The following is a 342-nucleotide window of genomic DNA, read 5'->3' as shown; positions in this document are numbered from 1 at the left end:
TTGGCTTGTATCTGCTTCTTCTATTACACCGCTTACTACTACGTTTTCTTGCTCTGCGGTATTTATAACGGTGTCATCGCCCGTCGCTACTTCTATGCTAGTGACGGCTGTTTTATCGTGAGTTGCGGTGTCTGTATCGCTAACTATGTTACCTGCAATGTCACTCACTGTGGCTGTGGCTGTTAATGTGCCGTTGTTAAGTGCTGATACGTCTACACCTGTGATTGTGTACGCTTCATCAGTTACTATTGCGCTGAAGGTTTCACTGTTTGTGCCATCACTCACTACTACGGTGACCGTTTGCCCATTTTCTACGCCTACGGCAGTGCCGTTTATAGTAAC

Annotated in this window: 1 protein-coding gene; it reads right to left on the bottom strand. The window is 46.2% G+C overall.

The window, feature by feature from the left end:
• On the bottom strand, nucleotides 1-342 hold a 342-nt coding region (locus tag PSH54_RS20685; protein ID WP_273607019.1), incomplete at both ends, for a hypothetical protein.

Origin of the sequence: Pseudoalteromonas sp. Angola-30, from assembly GCF_028599215.1 — a bacterium.
GTDB lineage: Bacteria > Pseudomonadota > Gammaproteobacteria > Enterobacterales > Alteromonadaceae > Pseudoalteromonas > Pseudoalteromonas atlantica.
Note: the sequence above shows the minus strand (reverse complement) of the source record. Positions and strands in the feature narration are given on the sequence as shown.